This is a genomic window from Dactylosporangium sp. NBC_01737, from assembly GCF_035963215.1.
Taxonomy (GTDB): Bacteria; Actinomycetota; Actinomycetes; order Mycobacteriales; family Micromonosporaceae; genus Dactylosporangium.
In genome coordinates this window covers 2,225,552-2,245,255 of sequence record NZ_CP109153.1, presented here as the reverse complement: position 1 = coordinate 2,245,255, position 19,704 = coordinate 2,225,552, and the positions used below count along the sequence as shown (strand labels likewise).

The window sequence follows — 19,704 nt, the reverse complement described above, 5'->3', positions numbered from 1 at the left end:
TCAGCGCTTGTGGGACGGCTTACGGACCCGCTCCCGGGAGAGGATCCACAGCGCCTCGACGCCGTCCTTCCAGGTGATCTTCTTGCCCTCTTCGCGGGTGCGGGCGCGGTAGCTGATCGGCACCTCATACGGGCGGTGCCGGTTACGCAGCAACTTCCCGGTCACCTCGGCCTCCATGCCGAACCCCGCCGACCTGATCTGTAACGACCGGTACAACTCCACCGGCATCAGCTTGAAACACGTCTCCAGATCACCGAGATAGCAGTTGTACAACATGTTCGCCGCCGTCGTGACCGCCTTGTTGCCCATCACGTACCAGAACGAGAACGAACTGTGACTACCGAACGTCCGATTCCCGTACACCACCGTCGCCCGGCCATCCAGCACCGGCTCCAGAAGCTTCGGAATGTCCTGCGGGTCATATTCGAGATCCGCGTCCAGGATCACCATGTAGTCACCCGTCGCATGCTCCACCGCCGTGCGGATCGCCGCACCCTTGCCCTTGTTCCGCGGATGCAACACCACCCGCAACCGCTCGTCATGCAATCCGTTGAGAATCTCCGCCGTGCGGTCCCGGCTCCCGTCATCAACGATGACGAGTTCGGTCTCGGTCGGGTAGTCCACATCGAGCGCCTGCTTGACGGCGTCAGCGACGCGAACTTCCTCGTTGTAGACCGGCATCAGGATCGACAGCTTCATCACGATCTCCGGGAGGGTCGGGCTGGGACCATCAGACTAGCTTCCCATCACCCGTGCGTGTGATGTCCCCGACGGGGGTTGCACACCTCGTACGGTGTGGCCTATGACGAGCGCAGCGAAGCACTTGGGCGACGAAGCGTACATAGCGGTGACGACGTTCCGCCGCGACGGGACGCCGGTGCCCACCCCCGTGTGGGTCGCGCGGGACGGCGAGGCGTTGGTGATCTGGACCGTCGGCGCGTCGGGCAAGGTCAAGCGGATCCGCAGGGACGGCACGGTGACGGTGGCCCCGTGCACGATCCGCGGGGTGCCGACGGGCGACGCGGTGCCGGGGCACGCGACGGTCCTCGGACCGGAGGGCGGCCGCACCGCACGGGAGCTCATCAAGAAGAAGTACGGCCTGCGCGGCCGCCTCTTCGTCTGGATGAGCGTCAGGCGGCGGGGCGAGGACGCGACGGTCGGTGTGCGGATCACGCTGGTCTGAACGGCCGGCCCCGCACAAAGCAACGACACAAAGCAACGCGCTCGGATCACCGGGGGGTGACGATCCGAGCGCGTTGCGGAAAGAAGCGTGTGGTTTTGGCACCGGAGGGAGGCGCGAGGTACGGTTGCGGCCTCAGTCGCCTTGGCGCTGCTGCGGGATCTGTCCCTGGAGCAGGGCGCGCACCTCGGATTCGCGATAGCGGCGGTGTCCACCGAGGGTGCGGATGGCGCTCAGCTTGCCGGCCTTCGCCCATCGGGTGACGGTCTTCGGGTCGACGCGGAACATCGACGCGACCTCAGCCGGCGTTAGCAACGGCTCAGGCTCATGCGTGCGAGATGGCATCGGTCACTCCTCCACAGGTACCCAGGAACGTCGGACGGGGTCCCGCCGGCCGACGCGTTTCCTATGGTCCGGCTAGTCCCCGATGTCCGACATGGGCCGAACGGCTGAAGGTCCCTGTATGGACGGATGATGAATAAGTGAATTTTCCCATTTTGATGATACGAAATGGGATAAAGCAGGACCGGATGTGACGCTCTGTGGGTGAGTCGATACGAATCTAGCTCACTCGACCGGGTGAGCGGTAGCCCACAAAATCCTCCCAATAACCCATAACGGACACCATTGAGGAGCGATTCGGTTGCGAAGGGTGACACCCGTTCGTGGGTGCAGAGATCCGGACATTCATCCACGACGATGCCAAGATTCACGGCTCCGGCCACAGTCACCCGAAGGAATGACGGAGCCCACTGTCGTGGCGAAGACACCGCCCGCCACGGCCGGCCACCGTCCGTGATCGAAGCCGTCCCGTGGCCGCCCGGACGACCACCGCGAGCGACGACCGCACTGGAGTGCTCAAGCCCACCTGCAGGCCAGGGAAGCACCCCACCAGCGTGATCCATGGACGCCCATGGCCGCCCGGACGCCCGAAACCGTCCTTCGATCACGTCCGCAAGATCGTCCGCCCGCCCAGAACGCGCGGCTTCCGGCATCGGGTTGCAGCGCGGGGCCGACCCGCGCGCCATCGTGATCAACGCCGCGTGCTGGTCGCCGGACGGCCACCGGGCGGCTTCGATCCATGGTCAGGCGGCGATCTTCATCCCGTCCGCGTGATCCAAGGACGCCCGTGGTCGCTGGGATGACCACTGCGGTCCTTTGATCGCATGCGGATGCTCGCCCGCCGGCACCGCTCCGCCGTGATCAACGCCGGGTGCGGGAGCGATCCCCCGGAACGGCCGCGGTCAGCGGTTGCGTCAGTTGCAGCGCTCCAGCAGCTGCACGGCGCGCCAGCGCTCGACCAGCTTCTCGTACACCTCGGTGGCCTCGTCGGCGTCGCCGCGGGCCACGCTGGACAGCCCCGCGGACACCAGGCCGGGCGAGTCGTCCTCGATGAGGGTCTCGTCGGAGAGCAGGCCGACCAGACCGCCGTAGTCCAGCTCCACGATCGAACGGGAGTGGAACTCCTCCAGCCACCGCGCGGTCTCCTCGACCGCCACGGTGATCGGCGCGTCGCCGATGGCGCGGCGCAGCACCGCATACGCCCGGTGCGCCCGCCTGCGGGCCTTGGAGATCTCGGTGCGGTACCGCAGGACTCGCCGCCCGGGGCGCAGCGACAGCTCGCGCTCCTCCAGGTCGACGAAGACGAACCAGCGCAGCGGCACGCCCCACGTGGCGACCTGCTCGTGCACGCGCGGCAGGCCGCGCTCCAGGACGTGGTCGCCGCTGCGCCAGTCGTCCACGATCGTCTGGGCCAGGCCGGCGAGGACCGGCGGGACGAAGGCGTCGGCGATCACGCTGGGCACCCCGTCGCGGGCGGTGAGCGCGGCCTCGGCGACGCGGATGCGCAGATTCCACGGGCAGACGAGCAGGGTGTCGTCGGCCTCCAGGACGTAGGCATCGTCGGGGAGGTCCGGCAGTCGCGTCCAGCCGGCGCCGAGCGCCTCGATGACCGCGGTGCGCTGCCGGCCGGGGCCGTCGGACAGCGCGACGGCCCTGCCCTCCTTCACGTAGCGACGCCAGTACAACTGGTGATCGCGGTCGAAGGCGGCCAGCGGCTCGTACACCCGCAGGTATGACGCGAAGAGCGACGGCACGGCCCGATCGTCGCACGAAACATGCGTCTGCCGGTATTAGGGTCGGTACACAGGCGCCGTCTCACGAGGACCGGCCCCCACCGACACAGGAGCATCCATGGGTGTCTTCACCACCAGCCACGAGCAGGTCGTCTACTGTCACGACCGGCCGTCCGGCCTCCGCGCGATCATCGCCATCTACTCCACGGCGCTCGGTCCCGCGCTGGGCGGGACCCGTTTCTATCCGTACGCGTCGGAGGACGACGCCCTGCACGACGTGCTGGACCTGTCGCGCGGGATGGCCTACAAGAACGCTCTGGCCGGGCTCGACCTCGGCGGCGGCAAGGCCGTGATCTGGGGCGACCCGGACAAGGACAAGAGCGAGGCGCTGCTGCGCGCCTACGGCAGGTTCGTCCAGTCGCTGGGTGGCCGGTACTACACGGCGTGCGACGTGGGCACGTATGTGCAGGACATGGACGTGGTGGCGAAGGAGACCAGATTCGTCACGGGGCGCTCCGAGTCGCACGGCGGCGCGGGTGATTCGTCGGTCCTTACCGCCTATGGGGTCTTCCAGGGCATGCGGGCAGCCGCGGAGCACCGCTGGGGCGCACCCACCCTCGCCGGCCGGCGGGTCGGCATCGCGGGTCTGGGCAAGGTCGGCAAGCACCTCACCGAGCACCTCATCGAGGACGGCGCCTCGGTCGTCGCGACCGACGTCGACGAGCGCGCGGTCGAGTGGGTACGAAGCACGTATCCGCAGGTGGACGTGGTCGGCAGCAGCGAGGAACTGGTCGCGGCGGACCTCGACGTGTACGCGCCGTGCGCGCTCGGCGGGGCCCTGAGCGACGAGGTCGTGGCGGTGCTCCGCGCCAAGATCGTCGCGGGTGCCGCGAACAACCAGCTGGCTCACCCGGGGGTGGAGAAACTGCTCGCCGAGCGCGACGTGCTGTACGCGCCGGACTACGTGGTCAACTCGGGCGGGGTCATCCAGGTGGCCGACGAGATCGAGGGCTTCAACTTCGCCAGGGCACAGCAACGCGCCGGGCGGATCTTCGACACCACGAGGGAGATCCTGCAGCTCGCGGAGGCTGAGGGGGTCCCGCCGGCGGTCGCCGCGGACCGTCTCGCCGAACGGCGGATGGCCGACGTCGGAAGGCTCCGTACGATCCTCTTGTAAGCGTGACGACCACGGTACGACGGTGGTGCTTACCCAACCGGTCCGGTCGGGTAAGCAACGCCACCGAATTGGTCGGCAGGGGCGAGATGCCGAAAGGTGCCCTCGACATGTACCGTAAGAGCCACGAGAGATGCCTGACGTTGTCGGGGCCTGCCGGTAATGGCTGCCCCGTAATTCTGTGCGAGGGGGTCGAGCCATGGGGCGCGGCCGTGCGAAGGCCAAGCAGACTAGGGTGGCCAGGGAGTTGAAGTATCACTCCCCCAACACCGACCTCGACGCGTTGCAGCGCGAGCTCGCGGGCAGCCCGAAGTCTTACGACGACTACGCCGGAACTGGCGAAAAAGTCGACGATGAGGCCGACGACGAGGACGACGGTAACTACGACGACTCCTCCAGCGACAGCGATTGGCGCTCACGGAGTCGTTGATCATCGGTCAACCCGGCTGACGGGCACGTGGAGACCCCACGTGCCCGCGTCGTGTCCGAGACACCCGCGCGGTGGCCGTTCTCTCGACGGCGCACCACGTGGGTGTTCAGGCACATCCTGATGCTGCTGGAGCGGCCCTCAACGGGGACGGTTGTTCCAGTTGTAGAAGGTCGGGATGTTCTCGAAGTGGTTCCAGGCGCAGACGGCGTTCGCGCCGTCCTCGCCACTCGCCTCCGAGCGGGCGGCCCTTGCCACGGCGGCCTCGTCGAGCAGCACACGAAGGCCGTCAGCGGCTCCGTGGACGCGCTCGGTGACCGGGTCAGCGTGCTCCGGCATGGTCCAGCACTCCCTCCAGAAGGCAAATCTTGCTGTTGCGGCAGTGATTCGTCTCGGTGCCGTCGAACCTGCCGTGCTCGAAGTAGCGGTTCGCCGCGTGGGCGCCGCCGCAGAAGCCGAAGTAGGGGCAGGCCGAGCGGCACGCCTCGACGCCGCGCAGATACTCCGGCACCCATCCGGCGGAGCCGGCCGCACCGGCCAGGATGGCGGCAAGGGGTGTCTGCAGCACGTTGCCGGATGAGAAGTCGCCGTAATGGGCGTCGGTGAAACCCGCCAGCTCGGGTGAGAGCAGGAAGACCCTGCCATCGGCGGCGACCGTGGGGATCGGGTCGAGCGCGGCGGGCAGCACGTCGTCGGCGCCGCCGGACAGGACCGCGCCGGCGTACCGCAGCGTCCATTCGATCTCCCGCACATGGATGCGCGGGTCGCGCCGCCACGCCGCCACGAGCTCGGCCCAGAAGGCGCGGACCGCGTCCGCGCCGAAGTCGTTGGCTCGGGCGTTGACGCCTTCCTGCTCCTCGATGTTGATCCCCAGCACGTCGCAGCCGAGGTCGAGGAAGTAGTCGTAGAGCCGGCCGGCCACGCCGGGGCCGGGGCTCGTCACGACACAGAGCGCCGAGAAGGGGATGCCGTGGCGGCGCAGCGTCTCGATGCCGTTGAGGATCCGGGTGTACGCGGGAGCTCCCCCGCGATCGAGTCGCTCACCGTTGAGGTCGGGTGGCCCGTCGACGCTCACGCTGACGTGCATCCGGTGCTCGGTGAAGAACTCGCACCAGGCGTCGTCGATCAGCGTGGCGTTGGTCTGCACGTGGTGCTCGACGCCCTCGAAGGGGGCCATCAGCTCGGCGAGCGCCGTGCGGCCCGCGGCCAGGGGCTCACCGCCGTGCCAGACCACAGAGAAGCGGTCATTGCCTGCGGCCCACTCGTTGACGGACGCGGCGACCGCGGCCGCCGTCGCCGGGCTCATCCGGTCGTTGCGGGACCGGAACGGCAGGTAGCAATACGTGCAGTCGAGGTTGCACAACGTCGTGGGCTGCAACACGACATAGCCTGGGATCGGCGAGATGCCCCGCATGCCGTTCCACGACACCGCCCCATCCTCCTTTTGGGCGTAGGGACGTGTCGCTTCAGCCTAAGGTCTCTTGCTCCGTTGCGGTAAGACCCGAGTGATCAGATATGTGGGACTTGTTCAATCCCGCGTATTCCGACAGTGAAAGACTCAGGGCGCCGTCGCAGCGACTTCCGACGGCGCCCTGTCGCTGATTTCCGGTCAGCCCCGCGTGTGCGAGCCGACCATCTGCACCTGGCCGGTGCCCTCGATGACCTCGCCGACCTGCCAGGCGTCCAGGCCGCGCCCGGCGAGGAACGCCAGGGTGCGGTCCGCGTCCTCGGCGGAGACGACGGTCAGCATGCCGATGCCCATGTTGAAGGTGCTTTCCATCTCCATGTCCTCGATGCGCCCCTTGGTGCGCACGAGGTCGAAGATGGGCTGCGGGCGCCAGGTCGAGCGGTCCACGACGGCGTCGACGTGCTCGGGCAGCACGCGGACCAGGTTGCCGGGGATGCCGCCGCCGGTGACGTGGGCATACGCGTGGACCTCGCTCTCGGTGATGAGGTCGAGGCAGTCCTTGGCGTAGATCCGGGTCGGCGTGAGCAGCTCCTCGCCGAGGGTGCGCTGCGAGCCGAACTCGTCGATCACGCTGTCCAGCCGCATCCGGCCGGCGCCGAGCAGCACGTGCCGGACCAGGGAGTAGCCGTTGGAGTGCAGCCCGGTGGAGCGCAGCGCGATGACGACGTCGCCGACCTCGACCCGGTCGCGGCCGAGGATCTTGTCCTCCTCCACCACGCCGACGCCGGTGCCGGAGATGTCGTACTCATCGGGGCGCATCACGCCCGGGTGCTCCGCCGTCTCGCCGCCGAGCAGGGCGCAGCCCGCATACCGGCAGCCGTCGGCGATGCCCGCGCCGATCTCCGCGACACGGTCCGGCACGACCTCGCCGCAGGCGATGTAGTCGAGCAGGAACAGCGGCTCGGCACCGCAGGCCACCAGGTCGTCGACGACCATCGCGACGAGGTCGATGCCGACCGTGTCGTGGATGCCCATGGCCTGGGCGATGGCGAGCTTCGTGCCCACGCCGTCGGTCGACGAGGCGAGGATCGGGCTCTTGTACTTCTTGAGGTCGAGCCGGAACAGCCCGGCGAACCCGCCGATGTCACCCATGACCTCGGGCCGGTGGGTCCGGTGCACCTTGGTGCGGAGCAGCTCGACGGCCTTCTCGCCGGCGTGGATCGACACGCCCGCGTCCGCATACGTCACGGTGCGCCTGCGGCTCCTGCCGTTGCCGGCGGTCCACAACTGCCGCTCGGGGGTGCTGCCCTGGCCGGTCTCACCGGCCTTCTCGGCGCGCTCATCCACGTGCGTCACTTTCTCCCCTTTTGTCTGCCTCGGCGGCGGCCACCGCATGGTGCTTCGGGTGGGCGGGTCACGGGCGCAGCAGTGCGCCCGAACCGCCCGGACTGGCGGCGACGCTGACCGCGCCACCGTCCGTCGTGGTGGGAGCGGCCCCCGCGGCGCGCGCCACACCTTCCAGGACGTGCTTGCCGATCACGTTGTCGGCCGGCAGCTCGATCGGATACTGACCGTCGAAGCACGCGCTGCACAGCCGGTTGGCCGGCTGCTCCGTCGCCGCGATCAGACCGGGCAGCGACACGTAGCCGAGCGAGTCGGCGCCGATCGACCGGCGGATCCCTTCGAGGTCGAGCCCGTTGGCGAGCAGCTCCGCCCGGGTGGCGAAGTCGATGCCGTAGAAGCAGGGCCACTTGACCGGCGGCGACGAGATACGGACGTGGACTTCGACCGCGCCAGCTTCTCGCAGCATACGTACGATCGCACGTTGGGTGTTGCCGCGCACGATGGAGTCGTCGACGACCACGAGGCGCTTGCCCCGCACGTTGTCGCGCAGCGGGTTGAGCTTGAGCCGGATGCCCAGCTGGCGGATCGTCTGGGACGGCTGGATGAAGGTGCGCCCGACGTAGGCGTTCTTGACCAGGCCGTGCCCGAACGTGATGCCGGACTCGCTCGCGTAGCCGATCGCGGCGGGCGTGCCGGACTCCGGCACGGGCATGACCATGTCGGCCTCGACCGGGTGCTCCCGGGCGAGGGTGCGACCGATCGCCACGCGTGCGGCGTGCACGTTGCGCCCGACGATGGTGGTGTCGGGGCGGGCCAGGTAGACGTATTCGAACAGGCAGCCCTTGGGGTCAGGGGTGCCGAAGCGGCTGGAGCGCAGGCCGTGCTCGTCGATGGCGATCAGCTCGCCGGGCTCGATCTCGCGCACGACGCTGGCGCCGACGATGTCCAGCGCGGCGGTCTCGCTGGCCACCACCCAGCCGCGCTCGAGGCGGCCGAGGACCAGCGGGCGGACCCCGTTGACGTCACGGGCCGCATACAGCGTGTCCTCGTCCATGAAGACGAAGCTGAAGGCGCCGCGCAGCGTCGGAAGCACATCCAGGGCCGCGGCCTCGACCGACAGGTCAGGGCGGGCCGCGAGCAGCGCCGTCACCAGCGCGGTGTCGTTGGTGGAGTTCATCTGGTCGCGCTCGCCGAGCTCCGCGACGCGGCGGGCCAGCTCGGCGGTGTTGACCAGGTTGCCGTTGTGCGCCAAGGCGATCGTGGTGCCGCCGCGGTCCTCGCCCGGGGCGGTCGAGCGCAGCGTGGGCTGCGCGTTCTCCCAGTTGGAGCCGCCGGTGGTGGAGTAGCGCGCATGGCCGATCGCGATATGGCCGCGCAGGCTCGCCAGCGTCGGCTCGTCGAAGACCTGTGACACGAGGCCGAGGTCCTTGTACACCACCACGCCGGAGCCGTCGGACACCGCGATGCCGGCCGCTTCCTGACCACGGTGCTGCAACGCATACAGCCCGTAGTAGGTCATCTTCGCGACCTCTTCGCCCGGCGCCCAGACGCCGAACACACCGCACTTGTCCTGGGGACCTGGACGCTGGGGGTCGAGCTCGTGGCTCAACCGGCCATCGCCTCGGGGCACGTTGCCGCTCCTGTCGTCGCAGTTACCGGGGTTCGTCGGCGGTGTCGGCCGAGGGGAATCCGACCTGATAGGCGCCGGAAATTCGGTCGCCTTCGCGACCCAAAGTGTACGCGAGGAATTCGGTATGACGCACAGCCACAGTTCGCACGCAGTTCGTAATCAGTGTCGCGCACCGTATGCGGACTTACAAGGGTAGATAGGCCGATAAATCAGCCCGAACCCCGCTCGCGCGGATCTTCCCGGTGCTGACTGCTTCATGCCACGATTTCCGACCCGTGGCGATCTCGAGCCAGGTGGCGGGGTCGGTCTCGACCACATTGGGTGGCGTACCTCTCGTATGCCGCGGTCCCTCGACACATTGAATCGCGCCGTACGGAGGAACCCGCACCTCCACCGAACGGCCGGGAACTCGGGACCGCAGGTCAGCTAGGAGCTCACGCACAGCGTCACGCAGGGCGAGCCTGTCGGGAACGAGTCCGTCATCCATCGCATCAAGGACGGTTTGCACCGTGTCGGAATATCGGTGCGGAGTGGACATGACGGGACGATACGACCCGCTGTGGGGCGGTCGCAACACCCTGCGCCTTTCGCCGACCCCTGTGGACAAGGCATAGTTTGCTGCGGCGCACCATGCAAAGCGAGCCCCGCTCGCATGTTGGACCATCGACAGACATGCTCGACAGAGACGCTCGGGTGAAAGTCAAGATCCGGAGGGGTGTGGACGTGACTACCCACCGACGAGCCTTGCTGCTCCGCGCAGGGGCAGCGGCCGTACTGGTGACGGGCGCTCTGGTCGGCACGACAGCCGTCCCGGCGTTCGCGGACGCGGTGATCACCATCAGCGCGACCAGTCCGACTCTGACCGTCGGGGGCGGGGCGCAGTCCTCGACGATCTCGGTGAGGAACACCGGCGACGCGCCTCCGGCCGATGACGTCGATTTCACCGTCGACATCCCGGTCGGTTCCCAGGAGATCGCGATGAGCACGCCCCCCGGCTGCTCGGCCACCGGGACGGGCTTCAAGTGCTCGATCGACAAGATGGACCTGAAACCGAACGACACGAGGACCTTCTCGGCCTCCTTCACCCCGCCCGGGCAGAGCTCGATCCCGGCCGGCCAGACCCGTGACGTCAACGGCACGGCCAAGATCAACGGCGGTGCGTCCGCCCCGTTCAAGGTGAGCCTGAAGGCCGCCGCGGCGACCCAGCCGGCGGCGACCACGGTGACCGAGGTCTCCGGCACGGTGAACGACTCGACGACCGGCAAGGCCATCAAGGGCGCCTCGGTCGCCATGGAGGACGGCGCCGGCAAGAGCCGTTCCGTCACCTCCAACGACGCCGGCCAGTTCCGCTTCCTCGGCTCGGAGTCCAACCCGATCGCTCCCGGCGGCATCTCGATCTCGGTCACGATGAACGGGTACGACGCCGCGTCCAAGGACGTCACCGGGGTGGCCGGCAAGTCGAACACCAGCATCAGGGTCGCGCTGGTGCCGATCGGCTCGACCGCCTCACCCGTGGTCCCGTCGACCGACGAGTCCACGCCCACCGGGGAGGACTCGCAGTCTGCGGCTCCCGGCGCGGGCAACACCACCAACGCCTCCAACGACAGCGGCAGCGGGATGTCCTCCTACATCCTGATCGCGCTCGGCGCGCTCCTGGTGGTCTTCGGCATCGTCGCGATCGTGCTGCTCCTGCGCCGTCGCGGCGAGGACGACGAAGAGGACCTCGAGGAGGAGCCGGCACCGCGGCGCGGCGGCGGGGGCCAGCGCCCCGGCTACCGCCAGCCGCAGGCCGACCCGACCATGGTCGGCGCGATGGGCGGCGCGACGATGATCAACCGTGGCGCCGCGAACGACGCGACCGCGATCGTGCGGCCGGGCCGGGCCGCCGACTACGACGTGCCCCCGGACCCGTACGGCGCACCGCTGCCGCGGGCCGGCTCGGGATACGGCGCGGCGGGCGCGGGTGCCGGCTACGGCGCCGCGAACGGCGGCGGCTACAACGACCAGGCCGGCTTCGCCCAGGGCGCCCCGCGGGCGCCGGCTACGGCCCGTCGTCGCGGCCGGCGGTCGACCCCTACGGCCCGGAGTACGGCGCCGGCGGCGGCAACGGCTACAACGACCAGGCCGGCGGCTACGGCGGCCCTCAGGGTGGCCCTCAGGGCGGCGCGTACGCCGATTCCACGCAGCGCTGGGAGCCCAGTGCCGGCAACGGCTACGCGGGCGCTCAGAGCGGCGGCGACGGGTACGGCGCGGGCGGCGGGGCCAACGGCTACGGCGCCGAGTCCGGCCAGAACGGCTACGGCGCCGGCTACAACGGCGGTGGCGGAGGCAACGGGTACGGCGCGGACCAGGGCGGCTACGGCCCGGGTGGCGCGGGTGCCGGTGGCTACGGCCCGCCGGCCGGTCAGGGCGGCTACGGCCCGGCCTCCGGTGGCGCGGGTGACGGCTACCCGAGCGCCGGCGGCGGCTACGGCCCGAGCGCCGGCAACGGCTACAACGGCCAGGCCGACTACGACGGCCCGTACGCCGGTCGCGGTGGCTACGGTGAGCGCGGTGGCTATGAGCCCGCCGCGGGGCAGCGTGGCGGCTATGAGCCCGCCGCCGGGTACGAGCGTGACGGCTACGAGCGGGTGCCTGAGCCGCCGCGGGCCGGCAACGGGTACGAGGGCGGCAACGACAACTACGAGCAGCGCGGTGGTTACGGCGAGCCGCAGGGCAGCCCCCGCGGCCAGGGCGGCGCGAACCGCCGGTCGCTGGACTGGCTCGACGACTGATCCACCCGGCACGACGAGGACGGCGCCCCGCAACGGGCGCCGTTTTTCGTGGGCTCCCCCGGTGCGCTCAGGCGGGCGCGAACGACTGCCCGGTCAGCACCGGGACGGTGTGCGAGACGCCGGACTGGACGGCGAGCCGGACGTCCTCGGTGAAGCCGCGCAGGATCAGCTCCTGGCCGCTGACGCACCGCCGGACCGCGGCCGCCACGTTGCGGACCGAGGCGAGCGCGGCAAGGCTGACCGCGGCCTCGACCGACAGCGGCACGCCCAGCATCGACAGCCCGTCCAGGACGGCCGCGGCGCCCAGGAGGTCCTCGACGCACGGGCGCAGGGTGCCGTCGGGCCACAGCTCGCCGGCGGCGACCACGCCGATCGGGCTGGCCGGGGTGCCGTGACCCTGGCCGTGCAGCCAGCGGGCGACCGCGGGAGCGTTGCGCAGGCAGGCCGCGACGACCGGTACACCGGTGGACGCGGCGGCCGAGCAGATCGACGCGCCGTTGGGTGAGGGCAGCACCAGCTCCGCGACGAACGGCGCGTTCTGCAGCGCCGCCGGGGACAGCGACCACGGCGACGCGTCGGAGATCTGCTGGCGGCCGACGGCGACGGCGGCACCGATGCGGTCGGCGTAGGCGCGGGCCTGGTCGCTCCAGGGGAACGGGTGGACCCGCATGCCGCGGCCGACGGCGACGTCGACCGCGGTGGAGAAGGACAGGACGTCGACAACGACCAGGACCGAGCAGACGCGCGCCAGCTCAGCGGCGCCTGCCGGTCCCCAGTCGAAGCGGGCGCCGGAGCCCGGCTGGCTGAAGACGCCCTCGGTCATCGTCAGGCGTCAGGATCGCGGGCCGGTGCGTCCGGGTCGTCCGGGGCGTCGGCCGCCGGTGCCGGCGGCGCGGAGACCGTCGCGGCGGAGGGCACCTCGGGCACCTCCGGCGCGGCGACCGCGTCGAAGATGCCGCCACCGGACACAGGGGCCTCCGGCGCTGTGTCGCCGGCGCCTTCCCCGGCGGCTTTCCCAGCGCTCTCCCCGGCGGCTTTCCCGGCGCCGGACACCGGCGCGTCCGGCGCCGGGGCCGCGGTGGCTTCCGCGGCGGGCGGTGCGAACGCGGTCGACGCGTAGGACGGCGCGTCGGTGGACACGTCGCCGAACAGTGCCGGCAGCGTGTTCTTCCAGGCCGAACGCAGCTCGTCGAGCGAGATCGTGAACTGCCCCCGCACGTCCAGCGCGCGGCTGCGCCCGTCGACGGTCCCGATGACCGCGACCGGCAGGCCGTGCTGGGCGCACAGCGCGGTGAACGCCTTCTCGTGGCCGCGCGGCACCGAGACCAGGGCCCGGGCCGTCGACTCGGAGAACAGCGCGACGAACGGGTTGAGCCCCTCCGGCAGCGTGATGTTGGCGCCCTTGTCGTAGCGCAGCGTCGTCTCGACCAGGGCCTGGGCCAGGCCGCCGTCGGAGAGGTCGTGCGCGGAGGACAGGTGGCCGCGCTCGCCCGCCTCGGTGAGGACGGAGGCGAGGATGCGCTCGCGGACCAGGTTGACCCTGGGCGGCTGGCCGCCGAGGTGGTTGTGCGTCACCCAGGCCCACTCGGAGCCGGACAGCTCCTCCTGGGTCTCGCCGAGCAGCATGATCACGTCGCTGTCGCCGCCGAAGCCCATGGGGACGCGGCTGCCCACGTTGGAGATCACGCCGAGGACGCCGACGACCGGGGTCGGGTGGATTGCCTGCGAGCCGGTCGAGTTGTAGAAGCTGACGTTGCCGCCGGTGACCGGGATGCCCAGCTCCGCGCAGCCGTCAGCCAGGCCGCGGACCGCCTCGGCGAACTGCCACATGACCTGCGGGTCCTCCGGCGAGCCGAAGTTGAGGCAGTTGGTGACCGCGAGCGGGGTCGCTCCCGAGGCGGCGACGTTGCGGTAGGACTCCGCGAGGGCGAGCTTCGCGCCGTTGTACGGGTCGAGCCGCGCGAACCGGGCGTTGCCGTCGACGGACAGCGCGATGCCGAGACCGGTCTGCTCGTCGATGCGGATCACGCCGGAGTTCTCCGGCTGGGCGAGGATCGTGTTGCCCTGCACGTAGCGGTCGTACTGCTCGGTGACCCAGCTCTTGTCGCACAGGTTGGGGCTGGCGGCCAGGCGCAGCAGCGTCTCGCGCAGCTCCACGCCGGTGCGCGGCCGGGGCAGCGTCTCGGCGCGGTCGGCCTGCAGCAGGATCAGGTCGGCGGGCTCGCGCATCGGCCGGGCGTAGACCGGGCCGTCGTCGACGAGCGAGCCGGGCGGGACGTCGACGACGACCTCGCCGTGCCAGCTGATGATCAGCCGGCCGCCGTCGGTGACCCGGCCGATCGCGGTGGCGATGACGCCCCAGCGCTCGGCGACGCGGAGGACCTCGTCGAGCTTGCCGGGCTCGACGATGAGCAGCATGCGCTCCTGCGACTCGCTGGCGAGGACCTCCTGCGGGTCCATCGAGGCCTCGCGCAGCGGCACCAGGTTCAGGTTGACGTCCATGCCGGTGCCGGCCGAGGCGCTCGTCTCGGTCAGCGCGCAGGTGAGCCCGGCGCCGCCGAGGTCCTGCACACCGACGATGAGCTCCCGCTCGTACAGCTCCAGGCAGCTCTCGATCAGCAGCTTCTCGATGAACGGGTCACCGACCTGCACCGACGGGCGGCGGGCCGGGCCGTCGGCGTTGAAGGTGGCGCTGGCCAGCACCGACACGCCGCCGATGCCGTCGCGGCCGGTCTTGGCGCCCAGCAGCACGACCACGTTGCCGGGGCCGTGCGCCTCCTTGTTCTGCAGCCGGTTGACCGGCAGCACGCCGACGCACAGCGCGTTGACCAGCGGGTTGCCCTGGTAGCAGGGGTCGAAGACGACCTCGCCGCCGATGTTGGGCAGGCCGAGGCAGTTGCCGTAGCCGCCGACGCCGGCGACGACGCCGGGCAGGACGCGCTTCGTGTCCTCGTGGTCGGCGGCGCCGAAGCGCAGCGGGTCCATCACGGCCACCGGGCGGGCGCCCATGGCGAGGATGTCGCGGACGATGCCGCCGACGCCGGTCGCCGCGCCCTGGTAGGGCTCGACGAAGCTTGGGTGGTTGTGGGACTCGACCTTGAACGTGACCGCGATCTCGTCGGAGATCCGGATCACGCCGGCGTTCTCACCGATCCCGGCGAGCATCAGGTCCGAGGGCGGGGCCTTCTCGCTGAACTGCCGCAGGTGGACCTTGCTGCTCTTGTACGAGCAGTGCTCGCTCCACATGATCGAGTACATCGCGAGCTCGGACGAGGTCGGCCGGCGGCCGAGGATCTGCTTGATCCGCTCGTATTCGTCCTCGCGGAGCCCGAGCTCCTCGAAGGGCTGCTCTTCGTCCGGGGTGTCGGTGGCGTGCGAGACGGTGTCGAAACCGGTTGTGGCGGTCATACACGAGCTCCCAGGTGTGCGAGCACGGACGTGAAGATGCCCAGCCCGTCGATCGACGGGCCGGTCAGCACCTCGACGGCGTGCTCGGGGTGGGGCATGATCCCGACGACGTTGCCGGCAGCGTTGGTGATCGCGGCGATGTCGTGCAGCGAGCCGTTGGGGTTGCCACGGATGTAGCGGGCGACGACCCGCCCCTCGCCTTCGAGCTCGTCGAGCGTGCGCTCGTCGGCCATGTAGCAGCCTTCGCCGTTCTTGACCGGGATGACGATCTCCTGGCCGTGCTGGAACCCGCCGGTCCACGCGGTCGTGGTGTTCTCCACGCGCAGCGCCTGGTCACGGTTGCGGAAGTGCAGGTGCTGGTTGCGCGTCAGCGCGCCCGGCAGCAGGTGGGCCTCGCACAGCACCTGGAAGCCGTTGCAGATGCCCAGCACGGGCAGGCCGTCGCCGGCCGCCTTGATGATCGACTCCATGACCTGGGAGAACCGCGCGATGGCTCCGGCGCGCAGGTAGTCGCCGTAGGAGAAACCACCCGGGAGGATGACGGCGTCAACCCCGTACAGCTCGGGGTCGGCGTGCCAGAGGGAGATCGGCGCGGCGCCGGTCAGGTGCACGGCACGGGCGGCGTCGCGGTCGTCGAGCGAGCCGGGGAACGTGACGACACCGATCCGGGCGGTCACTGCTGCGCCTGATCGGTCTCGGCCGGCGTCTCCTCGACCCGCAGGGTGAAGTCTTCGATCACCGGGTTGGCGAGGAGCTTGTCGGCGATCTCGCGGGCCCGGTCGAGGTCGGCGGCGCCGGCGAACTCGATCTCGATCCGCTTGCCGATGCGCACGGATGCCACGTCGGCGACGCCGAGACGTGGCAGCGCGTTCGCGACCGCCTGACCCTGGGGGTCCAGGATCTCCGGTTTGAGCATGACGTCCACCACGACGCGGGCCACGGGGCACTCCTGACAGTTGAGTCGGGCGCTCGAGGGCGAGCGACACGAGCCTACCGGGCGGGGCAACGCCGCAGATCACCGGCTATGGAGCCGCCGGAGACGATCTTGAACGCTGCCCTGAAACATCGCCCGACACGCATCTTAGCGGCCCGCTCCGGGATCAAGATCCGCCGCTCACAGGATGGGCGGAGGCACGTAGCCACCCGCCTCCGGGTGCTTCGCGGTAATTTCGGCCACGGCCGCGACAACCGCGCTGACCTGCGCGGATGCCGCCCCGACGAACTGCTGCGGGTCCGCCACCAGGGCGTCGATGTCGCCCCTGGACAGCCGCAGCCGCTCGTCACCGGCCAGCCGCTGGAGCAGATCGTTGTCCTGGATGCCCTTTTCGCGCATGGCGAGCGCCACTGCGACGGCGTGCTCCTTGATCGCTTCGTGAGCATCCTCACGGCCGACGCCTTTGCCGACCGCGGCCACCAGGACCCGCGTCGTGGCCAGGAACGGCAGGTACCGGTCCAGTTCCCGGGCGACGACGGCCGGGTACGCGCCGAACTCGTCCAGCACGGTCAGGAACGTGGCGAACAGCCCGTCGACGGCGAAGAACGCGTCCGGCAGCGCCACCCGGCGGACCACCGAGCACGACACGTCGCCCTCGTTCCACTGGTCCCCGGCCAGCTCCCCGATCATCGACAGGTAGCCCCGGGTGATCACGGCGAGCCCGTTGACCCGCTCGCAGGAGCGCGTGTTCATCTTGTGCGGCATCGCCGACGAGCCGACCTGCCCCTTCTTGAACCCCTCGGTGGCCAGCTCGTAGCCGGCCATCAGCCGGATCGTGGTCGCCAGGCTCGACGGTCCCGCGACCGCCTGCGCGAGGGCCGACACCACGTCGAAGTCCAGCGAGCGCGGGTACACCTGGCCGACGCTGGTGAGCACGTTGCCGAACCCGAGGTGCTCCGCCACCCGCCGCTCCAGCTCCGCGGCCTTCCCGCTGTCGCCGCCGAGCAGGTCCAGCTGGTCCGCGGCGGTCCCGACCGGCCCCTTGATCCCGCGCAGCGGATACCGCTCCAGGAGGTTCTCCAGCCGCTGGTACGCGATGAGCAGCTCCTCCGCCGCGCTCGCGAACCGCTTGCCCAGCGTGGTGGCCTGCGCCGGCACGTTGTGCGACCGCCCGACCATGACCAGCTCGTCGTACTGCTTCGCCCGCGCCGCGAGCCGCGCGAGGGCCGCCACGATCCGGTCCCGCACCAGCTCCAGGGACTTGCGGATCTGCAGCTGCTCGACGTTCTCCGTCAGGTCCCGCGACGTCATGCCCTTGTGGATGTGCTCGTGCCCGGCGAGCGCGGAGAACTCCTCGATGCGCGCCTTCACGTCGTGCCGGGTGACCCGCTCCCGCTCGGCGATGCTGCCGAGGTCCACGTCGTCCAGCACCCGCCGGTAGTCCTCGACCACCCCGTCCGGCACCGCCACCCCGAGGTCCCGCTGCGCGGTGAGCACGGCCAGCCACAGCCGCCGCTCCAACCGGACCTTCTCCTCAGGCGACCAGATCGCCACCAGCTCAGGCGACGCGTACCGAGCAGCAAGCACATTAGGAATCACGTGCCCTATTCTCTCCCGCGCCGGCGGCGCCGGGGCGGGGGGTTGCCATCCCCGCGCCTTCAGAGCGAGCCTCGCGGGCCCATCCACTCGGTGGGCAACTTGCGCACCCTGCATACCAACTTGCAGGGTGTGCAAGTTGGCAGGTCAGGTGCGGGGCGGGTGGTCGCGTTCGGGGAGGCCGACGCGCAGGGCGAGCCGGTCCAGGTAGAGCAGCTGCGCCGCGATCACGACCGCGACGAGCAGCAGGAGCAGCCACAGCGGCAGCAGCTGCGCATACGGCAGGCTCTGGTCCGCGGTGCGGGCCCGCAGGAGCAGGGTCTGCACGAGCTGGTTCTGTGCGGTGGGGTGGTCGCCGGCGGCGGTGATCAGGGGCCAGATCAGGTCCTGGGCCTGGACCAGCCACGTCGCCACGTACGCCAGGGCCAGCATCGGCAGCGCCGGCAGCACGACGCCGGTCCAGGGGGCGCGGTGACCCTCCTGCAGCAGGACCTCGCGGCGCTGGGCCTGGCCGCGGAAGAGCAGCGCCAGGACGAACAGGGCCGGGATCGCCACCCGCGACGGCGGGATCAGGCCGATGAAGGAGTCGAGCCGGTCGGCGGTGACGCCCGCGGCGAAGTTGCGCAGGGCCAGCGGCGCGGAGCCGACGAAGAGGAACAGGCCGAAGGGCAGCAGCAGCCACTCGCTGTGCCGGCCGAAGGGGCGCAGGCCGCTGATGCCGAACGCGGCGAGGGCGGCGACGGTGACGCCGACCAGGGTGGAGATCACGGGCGGCAGCCAGGTGTTGACCCAGGTGGAGGGCGCGCCGGGGCGGCCGGTTTCGGTGATGTCGGACAGCCACGGGCCCAGGCCGGACCAGATGCCGCCGAGCGTGGCGAGCAGCAGGACGCCTCCGACGACCCAGGCGACCACCGGCTGACCCTTCGACGCGGACGGCAGCTTCGGATCCACCTCGAGGCGGGTGCCGGGCAGGATCACCAGGAGGGTGGCGGCCAGGCCGAGCAGAATGAGCGGCAGGAGGAGGGTCACCGAGATGGCCGCGCCGGCGCCGAAGCTCATCGTGCGGAAGGAGGTCTCGTACATGAGGCGGGCCGGGGTGAGGTCGGCCCTGCTGCCGAAGCCGCCGATGAACGCGAACGTGAAGTCCTGCAGCGCGACCGCGACGACGGCGAGGACGGCCAGGCCGCCGACGACGAGGGCGGCGGGGACGGGGCTGCGGGTGGAGTCCAGGGTGCGGCGGCGCAGCGCGGCCAGGTATGCGGTCGCGGCGAGGGCAACCACCAGGCCGAAGGTGCCCAGCCAGTACGCGGACCGGGTCGGCGACTCACGCAGCCCGACGGCGATCGCCACGGGCGCGAAGGCGGCGATCGGCAGCGCCAGGGCGATCCGGGTGACCCATCGGGCCCAGGTGCCGCCGGCGTGCGCGGCCCACGCGATTGCCGGCGCGAGCAGGACGACCAGCAGGATCGGCACGATCGCGAGGCTCAGGGCGAACCAGTGCGCGTCGGCGAGGCGGCCCTGCGCGTACGCGGCGTCGTAGTTGTCCCAGCCGACGCCCTCGCCGCCCTCGGTCATCCGCAGCCCGCTGAACTTGCGGAAGCTGGAGGAGACGGTCCAGTACAGCGGCTCGACGTAGGACGTCAGCAGCAGCACCAGCGCGGGCAACGTGAGGACCAGGCCGACGGCGACCTGCCAGCCGGGTCGGGTCGGTGGCGGCCGGAGCATCGTCGGCTGGATCGTCATGCGTCAACGAT

19 protein-coding genes and 1 pseudogene are annotated in these 19,704 nt (G+C 70.5%); 5 read left to right on the top strand and 15 right to left on the bottom strand.

Translation table 11 applies throughout. The annotated features are described in order from the left end of the window. Complete coding sequence (locus tag OHA72_RS09775) at nucleotides 1–699, bottom strand: glycosyltransferase family 2 protein (protein WP_327007517.1); 699 nt, start codon at nucleotides 697–699, stop codon at nucleotides 1–3. A gap of 103 nt (nucleotides 700–802) precedes the next feature. Between OHA72_RS09775 and OHA72_RS09770 the strand changes: the two genes are divergently transcribed. Beyond that, entirely contained in the window at nucleotides 803–1,183 is a 381-nt protein-coding gene (locus tag OHA72_RS09770) for a PPOX class F420-dependent oxidoreductase (protein ID WP_327007516.1), read from the top strand. A 132-nt stretch (nucleotides 1,184–1,315) separates the two neighbouring features. Here OHA72_RS09770 and OHA72_RS09765 read toward each other — a convergent pair whose 3' ends face one another. Then, entirely contained in the window at nucleotides 1,316–1,525 is a 210-nt protein-coding gene (locus tag OHA72_RS09765; protein ID WP_033365012.1) for a BldC family transcriptional regulator, read from the bottom strand. 558 nt (nucleotides 1,526–2,083) lie between these two features. On the opposite strand from OHA72_RS09765, the gene OHA72_RS09760 reads away from it, so the two are divergent. Further along, on the top strand, nucleotides 2,084–2,296 hold the full coding sequence (locus OHA72_RS09760) for a hypothetical protein (protein WP_327007515.1): 213 nt from the start codon (nucleotides 2,084–2,086) through the stop codon (nucleotides 2,294–2,296). 140 nt (nucleotides 2,297–2,436) lie between these two features. On the opposite strand, the gene OHA72_RS09755 is transcribed toward OHA72_RS09760, so the two are convergent. Next, nucleotides 2,437–3,276, bottom strand: a complete 840-nt coding sequence (locus OHA72_RS09755) for a DUF8083 family protein (protein WP_327007514.1) — start codon at nucleotides 3,274–3,276, stop codon at nucleotides 2,437–2,439. Between the two features lie 97 nt (nucleotides 3,277–3,373). On the opposite strand from OHA72_RS09755, the gene OHA72_RS09750 reads away from it, so the two are divergent. After that, nucleotides 3,374–4,432: a Glu/Leu/Phe/Val dehydrogenase dimerization domain-containing protein gene (locus OHA72_RS09750; RefSeq protein ID WP_327007513.1), complete on the top strand. Its 1,059-nt coding sequence runs from the start codon at nucleotides 3,374–3,376 to the stop codon at nucleotides 4,430–4,432. Between the two features lie 196 nt (nucleotides 4,433–4,628). Beyond that, a complete protein-coding gene (locus OHA72_RS09745; protein ID WP_327007512.1) occupies nucleotides 4,629–4,859 on the top strand; it encodes a DUF3073 domain-containing protein in 231 nt (76 codons plus the stop codon). A gap of 138 nt (nucleotides 4,860–4,997) precedes the next feature. Here the strand turns inward: OHA72_RS09745 and amcA are convergent, their stop codons facing one another. The 6 genes and pseudogenes from amcA to OHA72_RS09715 all read right to left on the bottom strand — a co-directional run bounded on the left by amcA (nucleotide 4,998) and on the right by OHA72_RS09715 (nucleotide 10,827). After that, nucleotides 4,998–5,135 carry a multiple cyclophane-containing RiPP AmcA gene (gene amcA / locus OHA72_RS09740; protein WP_442788709.1) on the bottom strand — a complete coding sequence of 46 codons (138 nt, stop codon included), beginning with the start codon at nucleotides 5,133–5,135 and terminating at the stop codon, nucleotides 4,998–5,000. 33 nt (nucleotides 5,136–5,168) lie between these two features. Next, nucleotides 5,169–6,270: pseudogene (gene amcB / locus OHA72_RS09735) on the bottom strand (cyclophane-forming radical SAM peptide maturase AmcB); the annotation flags it as partial. Nucleotides 6,271–6,465: 195 nt separating this feature from the next. After that, entirely contained in the window at nucleotides 6,466–7,620 is a 1,155-nt protein-coding gene (purM, locus tag OHA72_RS09730) for a phosphoribosylformylglycinamidine cyclo-ligase (protein WP_327007510.1), read from the bottom strand. A 58-nt stretch (nucleotides 7,621–7,678) separates the two neighbouring features. Beyond that, a complete protein-coding gene (gene purF, locus OHA72_RS09725) occupies nucleotides 7,679–9,238 on the bottom strand; it encodes an amidophosphoribosyltransferase (RefSeq protein WP_327007509.1) in 1,560 nt (519 codons plus the stop codon). Nucleotides 9,239–9,422: 184 nt separating this feature from the next. Beyond that, the gene (locus OHA72_RS09720; RefSeq protein WP_327007508.1) at nucleotides 9,423–9,776 is read right to left on the bottom strand and encodes a sterol carrier family protein; all 354 of its coding nucleotides are present in this window, start codon (nucleotides 9,774–9,776) and stop codon (nucleotides 9,423–9,425) included. Further along, nucleotides 9,730–10,827, bottom strand: a complete 1,098-nt coding sequence (locus OHA72_RS09715; protein WP_327007507.1) for a hypothetical protein — start codon at nucleotides 10,825–10,827, stop codon at nucleotides 9,730–9,732. Before OHA72_RS09715 ends, OHA72_RS09720 begins: the two co-directional genes overlap by 47 nt. A gap of 1,041 nt (nucleotides 10,828–11,868) precedes the next feature. Between OHA72_RS09715 and OHA72_RS09710 the strand changes: the two genes are divergently transcribed. Then, the gene (locus tag OHA72_RS09710) at nucleotides 11,869–12,012 is read left to right on the top strand and encodes a hypothetical protein (protein ID WP_327007506.1); all 144 of its coding nucleotides are present in this window, start codon (nucleotides 11,869–11,871) and stop codon (nucleotides 12,010–12,012) included. Nucleotides 12,013–12,079: 67 nt separating this feature from the next. Here OHA72_RS09710 and OHA72_RS09705 read toward each other — a convergent pair whose 3' ends face one another. The 6 genes from OHA72_RS09705 to OHA72_RS09680 all read right to left on the bottom strand — a co-directional run bounded on the left by OHA72_RS09705 (nucleotide 12,080) and on the right by OHA72_RS09680 (nucleotide 19,693). Then, entirely contained in the window at nucleotides 12,080–12,835 is a 756-nt protein-coding gene (locus OHA72_RS09705) for a 2-phosphosulfolactate phosphatase (RefSeq protein ID WP_327007505.1), read from the bottom strand. A 2-nt stretch (nucleotides 12,836–12,837) separates the two neighbouring features. Beyond that, complete coding sequence (purL, locus tag OHA72_RS09700; protein ID WP_327007504.1) at nucleotides 12,838–15,420, bottom strand: phosphoribosylformylglycinamidine synthase subunit PurL; 2,583 nt, start codon at nucleotides 15,418–15,420, stop codon at nucleotides 12,838–12,840. After that, nucleotides 15,417–16,097, bottom strand: a complete 681-nt coding sequence (gene purQ, locus OHA72_RS09695) for a phosphoribosylformylglycinamidine synthase subunit PurQ (protein WP_327007503.1) — start codon at nucleotides 16,095–16,097, stop codon at nucleotides 15,417–15,419. The genes purL and purQ overlap by 4 nt, the downstream gene beginning before the upstream one ends. Then, entirely contained in the window at nucleotides 16,094–16,360 is a 267-nt protein-coding gene (gene purS / locus OHA72_RS09690; protein WP_327007502.1) for a phosphoribosylformylglycinamidine synthase subunit PurS, read from the bottom strand. The genes purQ and purS overlap by 4 nt, the downstream gene beginning before the upstream one ends. A gap of 174 nt (nucleotides 16,361–16,534) precedes the next feature. After that, nucleotides 16,535–17,962 carry an adenylosuccinate lyase gene (gene purB / locus OHA72_RS09685; protein WP_442788708.1) on the bottom strand — a complete coding sequence of 476 codons (1,428 nt, stop codon included), beginning with the start codon at nucleotides 17,960–17,962 and terminating at the stop codon, nucleotides 16,535–16,537. Between the two features lie 135 nt (nucleotides 17,963–18,097). Then, complete coding sequence (locus OHA72_RS09680; RefSeq protein ID WP_327007501.1) at nucleotides 18,098–19,693, bottom strand: sugar ABC transporter permease; 1,596 nt, start codon at nucleotides 19,691–19,693, stop codon at nucleotides 18,098–18,100. Between the last annotated feature and the right edge of the window lie 11 nt (nucleotides 19,694–19,704).

Excerpts from the sequence above, each read along its gene's own strand:
- OHA72_RS09775 (WP_327007517.1), bottom strand. The coding sequence starts at position 699 with ATGAAGCTGTCGATCCTGATGCCGGTCTACAACGAGGAAGTTCGCGTC.
- OHA72_RS09770 (WP_327007516.1), top strand. The coding sequence starts at position 803 with ATGACGAGCGCAGCGAAGCACTTGGGCGACGAAGCGTACATAGCGGTG.
- OHA72_RS09765 (WP_033365012.1), bottom strand. The coding sequence starts at position 1,525 with ATGCCATCTCGCACGCATGAGCCTGAGCCGTTGCTAACGCCGGCTGAG.
- OHA72_RS09760 (WP_327007515.1), top strand. The coding sequence starts at position 2,084 with ATGGACGCCCATGGCCGCCCGGACGCCCGAAACCGTCCTTCGATCACG.
- OHA72_RS09750 (WP_327007513.1), top strand. The coding sequence starts at position 3,374 with ATGGGTGTCTTCACCACCAGCCACGAGCAGGTCGTCTACTGTCACGAC.
- OHA72_RS09745 (WP_327007512.1), top strand. The coding sequence starts at position 4,629 with ATGGGGCGCGGCCGTGCGAAGGCCAAGCAGACTAGGGTGGCCAGGGAG.
- OHA72_RS09720 (WP_327007508.1), bottom strand. The coding sequence starts at position 9,776 with ATGTCCACTCCGCACCGATATTCCGACACGGTGCAAACCGTCCTTGAT.
- OHA72_RS09705 (WP_327007505.1), bottom strand. The coding sequence starts at position 12,835 with ATGACCGAGGGCGTCTTCAGCCAGCCGGGCTCCGGCGCCCGCTTCGAC.
- purL (WP_327007504.1), bottom strand. The coding sequence starts at position 15,420 with ATGACCGCCACAACCGGTTTCGACACCGTCTCGCACGCCACCGACACC.
- OHA72_RS09680 (WP_327007501.1), bottom strand. The coding sequence starts at position 19,693 with ATGACGATCCAGCCGACGATGCTCCGGCCGCCACCGACCCGACCCGGC.